Origin of the sequence: Halobacillus sp. BAB-2008, assembly GCF_000328325.1 — a bacterium.
Taxonomy (GTDB): domain Bacteria; phylum Bacillota; class Bacilli; order Bacillales; family Halobacillaceae; genus Halobacillus.
The window spans coordinates 20,347-29,591 of record NZ_ANPF01000046.1; the positions used below are offsets into that span (position 1 = coordinate 20,347).

Sequence of the window (9,245 nt, forward strand, 5' to 3'; positions counted from 1 at the left end):
CATCCTTTAATTAAAGTTTTTGGTAGAAGAAATCATATAGTTCATACAGGTGTACAAGGCTTTCTTATCCCCGATCATTCCACCCTTAGTTACAATCGGCATACCATCCAGGTAGCCTCCTGTAAAACTTCCATAGGCGGCGAGCGGAAGAATTTCATCTTTCAGTTCAATCCCATGCGCTCTGGTAATCGAGGCTACAGATGCTGTTACATCCCCGCCACTCAAATAGCAGCCTTTGAAGGATTCCCGATGGCTCTGCAAAAGGCGGCGGCTGATGACACCGAGCCCATCGGTTATTCTCTTGGCAAGCCCTTCCTCGGTTGTGCTCTCCTCTTCAGCCATTTGAGAAAGGTTCAACATCTTATGTCCCGGATGGTAGGTCGTCACGAGTAAAATGTCGCTGGCCTCCAGCCTTTCCTCCGCGATAGCGACAATCCGATCCACTTCCTGATCCCATGTTTCTGAAAAAGTAGCCAAGCTGGCAGGATCGACATAAATCGGTTCCACGCCTGTTTTCTGCGTATAATAGTCGATCTGCAGGCCCGTTTGGGAGGTGGCGCTTCCGATGGTTATCAAGTACTTCTCATTCGTCCGCACTTGATTCAATTTCTTACTTGCATAGGCCGCTGTGAATGGCCCGGGGTCGACAGCAAGAATCGGACCATTCATATCCTTGACGACTTCCGCAATCAACTCAATATGTTCCTCCGTCACCGCGTCAAAACAGATGACTTTCGAGTGTTGTTTCGCGTCATCAATTTCTCTCTTCAAAGCGTCCAGACCATCCATGACCACATCGAGACCGACAGAAGTAATCGGCAGGGACGTCTGGCACCGGATGATTTCCTCCACCTTTGATGTCATTAAAGGCTTTACAGGATCCGCTGCTACATCCGTTTGCTGAAGAGGAACATTGTCCACCAGCAGAAATCCCCCGATAGTGGTTCGTGCCGAGTCGGGGAAGGAGGAGACGACCACCGCTACGGCATCCTCTCCGAGAAATTCCAGCATGGCCTCCATTTCACTTCCGATGTTCCCTCGCAAGGTACTATCGATCCGTTTGCTGTATATCTCTCCCCGTCCCAGACGTTCACTTTTCTCCAGAGCCGCTTTCACCCTGCTCTTCGCCATATCTTCGGAAACATAGCGGCTGTCGGTATCCAAGCAAATGGCTTCGTATCCAGCATCCGGCACTGGCAGCCCATGTATGATCGTTGCTGTTTTGAACCCTTTCTTATTCAGCTTGACGCCTGTGGCATTCGCTCCTGTCAGGTCGTCACAAAGCACGACAATACTGCTCACATCCACCCCTCCTTCATCTAATAGACATTGGTTACTTTCTGTAATTCTTCTACTGTATCGCTGTCGATTCGATCATCCGTAATGATGCCGTTGATCTCACCTAAGTCGCACACATGAGCAAAAGATCGCTTGTTGAATTTGCTGTGATCTGCGACGCCCCATTTAGCACTAGCACTCTCGAGCATACGCTTTTTGATATACGACTTCTCTAAAGTCGGAGTCGAAATACCCTCTGTCGGATGAACCGCATTAGCACCAATAAAAACGATGTCGACTTTAATCTGCCTCAAAAATTCCTGCACATGGGCTCCGATGAAAGCACCGACACCTTTCTGGAGTTCCCCTCCGGTCGAAATGACCTGACACTCGGAATTGAGAAGCTCCATCGATATCTTCGCATCATTGGTCACGATCAAGAGATCATCCCTCTTGTTCAAGAGCTTAGCGATTTCAAGATTGGTTGTCCCTGAGTCCAGTAACACCCTTGCATGCTCCGGAATACGTTCCACTGCTTTTCTTGCTATTTGCTGCTTCTCTGCCGTATAACTGGACAGCTTCGTTTGATAAGGAATCTCTTGTGTCAACGTCTCCGGCAGGACCGCACCTCCATGTGAGCGGATCAATTTGCCTTCTTCTTCAAGCGAAGCAAGATCCCTCCGAATGGTCATCGGCGACACATCAAACAGAGAGGATAGCTGATCAATGTAAACCGTTCCTTCTGAGTGAAGCTGCTTTAAAATCTCGAACCGTCTTTCCGCTTGTATCATGTATTTCAACCTCTTCCAATGTTCGTTTGTGTTAAGTATACGCTTTCAGTGAAGTTAAATCAACATAATATAACAAAATATGTTTTTTTATGTTCTTTAATCCTTGAAATATTGTTCGAATTTGTTCGAAATGAGTGAAACCTTAATTTCAAATCATAAAAAAGACCCTTATCTGTAAAAGACAAGGATCCTTCTAACAAACTCTATACTATTGTTAGTACTTAAAATATTGATTTGTAAAGAAGGTAGATAAGCAGCCATATTGGAATTGATAACAATAGACCATTCAAACATCCTTTAGTGAAATTACCTTCTTCATTACTCATGCCTTCCATCCTCTCCAAGACATTGTCTTTCTATGTTTATTTATCTCATTGTAACCAATCATGCATGCGATTAAACAGGAATAATTTGTTGGATGTACGAAAAAAACCGGCTGCTACCAGCCGGTTTCTTGTTAGGAGCTATAATCAGTAATCATATCATGTACTTCCTGCACCTGGCCCTCATCGACCTGCAGGTAATAGATACCGTCGATCTTTTCACCGTTACCTGTCATCTGATAGGTAGTGAGATTATCACCCGCACCTCTGTAATTGGCAAGAAGATCCTTCATGATGTCAAAATCCATGTTCGTCTTGACGTTATTACCGAGGACGTCCATGATGCTTCCTATTTTATTGACAGAACCTACGCTGGCTCCCTTATCAATAATGCCCTCAATAACCTTGCGCTGACGTTCGTTACGACCGAAGTCCCCATCCGGGTCCTGGTATCTCATTCGTACAAACCCCATTGTTTCAGGACCATTCAATTCCATTAACCCTTTTGTGTACTCAAAGCCTTTCTTATAATAGCCGGTATCTGTCCAAGCCAAATCATTATTGACCGTAATTCCGCCGATGGCATCGACCATTTCTGCAAGGCCTTCCATATTCATGCGGACAAAGTAATCCATTTCTACATCCAGCAGGTTCTCAACCGTCTGGATCGACATATCCGTACCACCAAACGCATAAGCGTGGTTGATCTTGTCCATCTTGCCGGCTTGTTTCGCATCACCGACAAGCTCTGTTCTCGTATCCCTCGGGATGCTGATCAACTGGCTGCGATTATTGTTCGGATCGACAGATAAAACCATAAGCGCATCGGAGCGGCCCCGGTCACCATCACGTTCATCCACCCCTAAAAGCAATATATTCAACGGTTCTTTCTTCTCTATTTTCTTCTTCGTTGCCTCATGATCGATGGACTGCACTTCTTCGTGCATGTCATCGTTCACCGTGTTTTTAGCACTGTTATACACGCTGAATACATAGCCGCCTCCTGCTACAAGTAAAAGGACGACTGCTAACAAAGGGATCTTCCACCATAACCCTTTTTTCTTTTTCTTATTTCTATCGCTTCTCATCTTTCCACACTCCGTATCCAAATAAAGTTAAGCCTATGTAACAGAAACCATATATTTCTATCTTTTCCCACTATACCATTAAGCTTCATATGTATCTATTAAATCCCATATTTCTACATTATGTTACGGTGTTCGACATAAGATATATCGGTCAAATCAGCTGATTGTTGAACAAAATAAAAAAGCCTCCTGAAAAGGAGACTTATTCTATAATCTCTTTTCTATTGTATAAACCTTAAAACCATGATGAAGAGGATACTCCAAACAGGTATGGAAAGTACAGCTCCATTAATCAGACCTGCAGCAAAGTCACCTTCTCTTATAATCATCAGCAACTACCCTCTTTCTGATTTATTTTGGAAACGTTTTCAATATTGATTTTATCACAGTTTACCCAAAAAAATTGCAAGAAAAACACTTTTCTATTCTTCTTTTTTTGTCGAGTTATAGTAGAGGGATCCAATAATTGTTTTTATAAGTCTTTAAACCTTAAAAGTTCCAATATATGCAACTTTAAATTTCTTTTTACTTATGTAATTAAATATATTTTCCACTTTTGGTTTATGATACAATCTATTTTGTGATTATTTTATAGGAGTGAATAAATGAAGTATAAAGAACCGATATTTTACAACCCGAATACAAAGAAAGAATATGGGGAGGAACCAAACTGCAGGAACTGTTTGACTATGATATTCCTTCTAATCAAACTGGTGAAGCTTGGTGCATTTCCGGTCATGCTAATGGCTCCAGCACTATAAAAAACGGCCCTCTTCAAGGGAAAACTCTCGCCTATGCATGGGAGCATCACCGCGAACTCTTTTCAAATGAGGAAGGTAACGAGTTCCCTCTATTGACGAAGCTGTTAGATTCAAAAAAGGATCTCTCCGTTCAAGTCCATCCTAATGATTCCTTCGCAAGAGAAGTAGAAGGAGAAAACTACGGAAAAACTGAATGCTGGTACGTCGTCGACTGCGAAGAAGATGCAGAAATAATCTTCGGACATCATGCGGCTGATAAGGAAGAGCTTATACATATGGTAAACAGCGGAGATTGGGACAATCTGCTTCGCAAAATTAAGGTAACCCCTGGAGACTTCTTCTATGTACCTAGTGGCACGATTCATGCTATAGGTGCAGGAATACAAATCCTTGAAACACAGCAAAGCTCTGATATCACTTATCGTGTTTATGATTATGACAGAGTTGACGCCGAGGGGCAGCAGAGAGAACTGCATCTGGAGAAGTCCCTGGATGTGACGAATGCTCCCCACCATGACCCTGCCTTTACAAAGAGCAGGAAGACTAAAGAAGGGCTAGTGGAAGAAACATTGATAGAAGAAGATTATTTCTCCGTATATAAATGGCAGGTAACGGACAGGAGTGAAGAACTGTCTCCTTCTACTTATCTGCTTGTTAGCACGATCGAGGGAGAAGGGAAGTTAACGATCGAAGACCAATCTTACTCCTTTAAAAAAGGGGATCATTTCATTCTTCCGTCGACTATTCATTCCTATACACTACACGGAAACGCGACGTTCATCGTTTCCAAATCTAATCAAAATTGAAGGGGTGCATCTATATGTGGAAAAAAGAATACCAACGTTGGAGAGAATTTCAAACATTAAACGAAGACCTGGCATTGCAATTAGAGCAGCTGGCTGATGATGAAAACCTATTGGAAGATGCTTTTTATAAAGATCTGGAATTCGGCACAGGCGGCCTCCGAGGAAAAATAGGTCCTGGTACCAACCGGATGAATATATACACCATCCGTAAAGCTGCGGAAGGGCTTGCCAATTACATAGAAGAACAACAACTGATCGAACGGGGTGTAGCTATTGCTTACGATTCCCGTTATATGTCGAAAGAATTCGCTGTGGAAACAGCTCGTGTCCTAGGCTGTCACAACATCCCAGCTTATGTGTTCACCTCCCTAAGGCCGACTCCAGAACTGTCCTTTGCAGTCCGCCATTTAAATGCAGGTGCTGGAATCGTTATCACAGCCAGCCACAACCCTCCAGAATACAATGGCTTTAAAGTGTACAACGACGACGGGGGTCAGGTACCACCATCCCAAGCCAAAGCCATTATCCAATACGTAAATCAGGTAGAGAATGAGTTGGAAGTGCAAGTTTCGGAGCAAGATGAATTGGAGCAAAATAATCTATTAAGATGGATCGACGAAGAAGTTGATACTGCTTACCTGGAAGAACTGAAGCACGTTACCGTTCGCAGTGACATAAAAAAAGACCTGAACATCGTCTTCTCTCCTCTTCACGGAACAGCAAAAGACTTAGTCGAAAAAGGCCTTCAACAGAGTGGATTCACTTCTGTTTATACCGTCAAAGAACAAGCTTCTCCGGACCCAGAATTCTCGACAGTATCATCACCTAACCCGGAAGAACATCAAGCCTTTGAAATGGCTATCGACTATGGAGCAAAAATAGGGGCCGATGTCCTGATGGCTACGGACCCAGACGCAGACCGCTTAGGAGTTGCTGCACCGGATGCGGATGGTAATTTCAAAGTACTTTCCGGTAACCAAACAGGAGCTTTAATGCTTGATTATCTCTTAGGTCAAAGTGAGAACCTTCCAGACAACGGCCTCTTAATCAAGACCATCGTTACCTCTGAATTCGGTCGTGTCATTGCAAATTCTTACGGAGTTAAATCAATCGATACTCTAACCGGCTTTAAGTTCATCGGAGAAAAGATTCGTGAATTCGAACAAAGTGGAGAATTCAACTTCCTGTTCGGCTATGAAGAAAGCTATGGCTATCTCGTCAAAGACTTTGCGAGAGACAAAGATGCGGTTCAGGCTGCTCTATTGGCAGCAGAAGTGGCGGCCTATTGGAAGAATCAGGACAAAACCTTATGGGAAGCCCTCCACGAACTATATGAAAAGCATGGATTCTTCCTTGAAGATCTGCAGTCTATGAAACTGGAAGGAAAGTCAGGAGCGGCTGCTATTCAAGGAATCATGGATGATTTCCGAAATGCAGCAATTGAAGAAGTAGCAGGTAAGAAAGTTATAGCTGTTGAAGATTATCATTCCTCCACCCGTAAATATGTCCAAGAAGAAAGAAGTGAGGAAATAGACCTGCCGAACTCGAATGTTCTCAAGTTCATCTTGGAGGATGACTGCTGGTTTTGTCTGCGTCCATCCGGTACTGAGCCAAAAATCAAGTTTTACTATGGGGTTAAATCAACATCTAATGCTAAAAGCCAGGAAATCATTAATACTCTAAAAACTACTATTAACAACAGAATTACTGTCCCATCAATTTGAAATAAAAAGCCACGATCCTTTAAATAGGGATCGTGGCTTTTTAAGTTTACAAAGAAAATATATAATTATTACTCTTATTTAAGATCTTACACTTTCACTTGATTCAACTAAAGATTTCAAAATATCCATAACGTCATCCTTAAGTTCTGGATTCTCCAGGGCCATTTCTATAGTAGTTTGAATGAATCCCAACTTTTCACCTACGTCATAGCGAGCACCATCAAAATCGTAGGCAAATACTCTTTGAATACCATTTAATTTTTGTATAGCATCGGTCAATTGAACTTCTCCACCAGAACCTTTCTCCTGCTTATCCAAGAACATCATAATTTCAGGTGTCAATACGTAACGTCCCATAATGGCAAGATTGGAAGGCTCCTCACCCTTAGGAGGCTTTTCTACAAAATTTCGCACTTGATATAGGCGATCCTCTTTGTTTTCTGGGTCAATTATACCGTATCGGTGTGTTTGATTATCCGGGACTTGCTGAACACCTATGACTGAAGACCTAGTTTTATCGTATTGATCAATCAATTGTTTTAAACCTGGTTCTTCAGAACGGATAATATCATCACCTAATAGTACAGCGAATGGTTCATTACCTATGAATTTGCGCGCGCACCAGACAGCATGTCCAAGGCCCTTCGGCTCTTTCTGACGGATATAGTGGATATCTACATTAGAAGTTTCATTTACTTTATCTAACATATCGAATTTCTGCTTGCTCATCAAGTTATCTTCTAGTTCAAAATTCTTATCGAAGTGATCTTCGATTGCTCTTTTCCCTTTACCAGTTACAATAATTATGTCTTCAATGCCAGAAGCAATGGCTTCCTCTACTATGTACTGTATAGTTGGTTTATCGACTATTGGGAGCATCTCTTTTGGCATCGCTTTTGTTGCTGGAAGAAATCTAGTACCTAAGCCTGCTGCTGGAATTATAGCTTTTTTAATTTTAACCATCTAAAAACCACTCCTCGACTTAAAATATCTTAACCTATAAAAAAATTGAGTTATTGCTTCATCTTAATAATTAACAAATGCATTACAAAGTGATTCGATTTCATTCCAGTCTAGAGCAAATCGAAATATATCTTCCTCTATCAATTCACTTCCAGTCTGAACCTCAATTATCTCCATATTGGTAGTAGCTCTTAAAGCATGCTTTTGGGCTAAAGGAATTTGAATAACATCTCCGACTCTAACATGCTGAAGTTGTCCATTTATAGCAAGCACCCCTTCTCCTTTTACAATTGTCCAAACTTCAGTTCTCTTATAATGGACTTGATAACTCAAATTCTGACCAGCAGTAATACCTAATCTTTTTGTTAATATTTCATTACCTTCATCATATTTAGTATAATCAAGAACTTTATACCATCCCCATCTTCTTTCTTCATACATTGGCCTATTGTTAAACTTTCCAACATATTTCTTTATATTAGGACTAGCTTCTTTGTCTGATACAAGAATTCCATCAGGGCTAGCAGCTACTACTACATTATTTAAACCTAATAGGGTTATGGGTATATCCAATTCATTAATAACATGAGAGTTTTGTACACCTTCATCTATAAGACCCTTACCTATAATTTCAGTAGTCATTTCCTCTGTTAGAGTATTCCAAGTACCTAAATCTTTCCATTTACCATCATATGATGTTGCCACAATATTTTTAGCTTTTTCCAATACCTCATAATCAAAACTTTCTTTATTAAAATTAGCATATTCTTTAAGCAACTCAGTATAATCTATAGAGAAACTCTTCTCCTCTAAAAGATCAAGAATGTATCCTAGCTTAAATGCAAACACACCACAATTCCATAAAGCATTCTTATCGATTAAACCTACAGCTACCTCTTTACTAGGCTTCTCTTTAAAAGAATTAACCCTTACATAATTATCCATTTTACTCTCTGGTACTATATATCCGTATTTTTCCGACGGATATGTGGGTTTAACTCCAATTAAAGCTATATCAGCATTTGATTTTTCTATAACTTTCTCAAGGTCCTTGACTTTACTGAAAAAGTTGTCTTCCACAAACGGATCCACGGGCAACATGGTTACTACTTCATCTCTGTCACATTTTTCTTCAGAGTACAGATAGACACATGCTAGTGCTATCGCGGGGAATGTATCTCTCCTTTCGGGTTCTGTTACAACAGTTACCTCTTCTCCAAGTTGACTCTTAATCATGTCTACCTGAGATTTACTCGTTGCAATAATCGATTCATTATCAATCCCATTTTTATGTAACTGATTCCAAACTCTTTGAACCATAGAAATTTGATTTTTATTTTCGCTTTTAAGAACTTTTATAAATTGTTTTGATCGTGAGTCGTTAGAAAGTGGCCATAACCGTTTACCAGATCCGCCTGAAAGTAACACCAGCTTCATTTTAGACTTCCTTCCGCATTTTTGTTTTTTTATACTTAATTAATATATTTCTTGAGAAAGTTATAATAATAACA

At 41.0% G+C, this 9,245-nt stretch carries 7 protein-coding genes; 2 read left to right on the plus strand and 5 right to left on the minus strand.

The window, feature by feature from the left end:
- Positions 1-6 precede the first annotated feature (6 nt).
- The 3 genes from D479_RS10980 to D479_RS10990 all read right to left on the minus strand — a co-directional run bounded on the left by D479_RS10980 (position 7) and on the right by D479_RS10990 (position 3,480).
- The gene (locus tag D479_RS10980; RefSeq protein WP_008636907.1) at positions 7-1,302 is read right to left on the minus strand and encodes a four-carbon acid sugar kinase family protein; all 1,296 of its coding nucleotides are present in this window, start codon (positions 1,300-1,302) and stop codon (positions 7-9) included.
- 17 nt (positions 1,303-1,319) lie between these two features.
- Positions 1,320-2,069 (minus strand): DeoR/GlpR family DNA-binding transcription regulator, encoded by a 750-nt coding sequence (locus D479_RS10985; protein ID WP_008636909.1) that lies wholly within the window; start codon positions 2,067-2,069, stop codon positions 1,320-1,322.
- A 457-nt stretch (positions 2,070-2,526) separates the two neighbouring features.
- Entirely contained in the window at positions 2,527-3,480 is a 954-nt protein-coding gene (locus D479_RS10990) for an LCP family protein (RefSeq protein WP_008636911.1), read from the minus strand.
- 679 nt (positions 3,481-4,159) lie between these two features.
- Here D479_RS10990 and manA point away from each other — a divergent pair.
- Positions 4,160-5,047, plus strand: a complete 888-nt coding sequence (gene manA / locus D479_RS10995) for a mannose-6-phosphate isomerase, class I (protein ID WP_346773253.1) — start codon at positions 4,160-4,162, stop codon at positions 5,045-5,047.
- A gap of 14 nt (positions 5,048-5,061) precedes the next feature.
- Positions 5,062-6,771, plus strand: coding sequence for a phospho-sugar mutase (locus tag D479_RS11000; RefSeq protein WP_008636917.1), 1,710 nt, complete (start codon positions 5,062-5,064; stop codon positions 6,769-6,771).
- Positions 6,772-6,849: 78 nt separating this feature from the next.
- On the opposite strand, the gene galU is transcribed toward D479_RS11000, so the two are convergent.
- Both galU and D479_RS11010 read right to left on the minus strand, forming a co-directional pair.
- Positions 6,850-7,734: a UTP--glucose-1-phosphate uridylyltransferase GalU gene (gene galU, locus D479_RS11005; protein WP_008636920.1), complete on the minus strand. Its 885-nt coding sequence runs from the start codon at positions 7,732-7,734 to the stop codon at positions 6,850-6,852.
- A 63-nt stretch (positions 7,735-7,797) separates the two neighbouring features.
- On the minus strand, positions 7,798-9,171 hold the full coding sequence (locus tag D479_RS11010; protein ID WP_008636922.1) for a sugar phosphate nucleotidyltransferase: 1,374 nt from the start codon (positions 9,169-9,171) through the stop codon (positions 7,798-7,800).
- Positions 9,172-9,245 lie beyond the last annotated feature (74 nt).

Coding starts and splice junctions, on each gene's coding strand:
- D479_RS10985 (WP_008636909.1), bottom strand. CDS start 2,069: ATGATACAAGCGGAAAGACGGTTCGAGATTTTAAAGCAGCTTCACTCA.
- D479_RS11010 (WP_008636922.1), bottom strand. CDS start 9,171: ATGAAGCTGGTGTTACTTTCAGGCGGATCTGGTAAACGGTTATGGCCA.
- D479_RS10990 (WP_008636911.1), bottom strand. CDS start 3,480: ATGAGAAGCGATAGAAATAAGAAAAAGAAAAAAGGGTTATGGTGGAAG.
- D479_RS11000 (WP_008636917.1), top strand. CDS start 5,062: ATGTGGAAAAAAGAATACCAACGTTGGAGAGAATTTCAAACATTAAAC.
- galU (WP_008636920.1), bottom strand. CDS start 7,734: ATGGTTAAAATTAAAAAAGCTATAATTCCAGCAGCAGGCTTAGGTACT.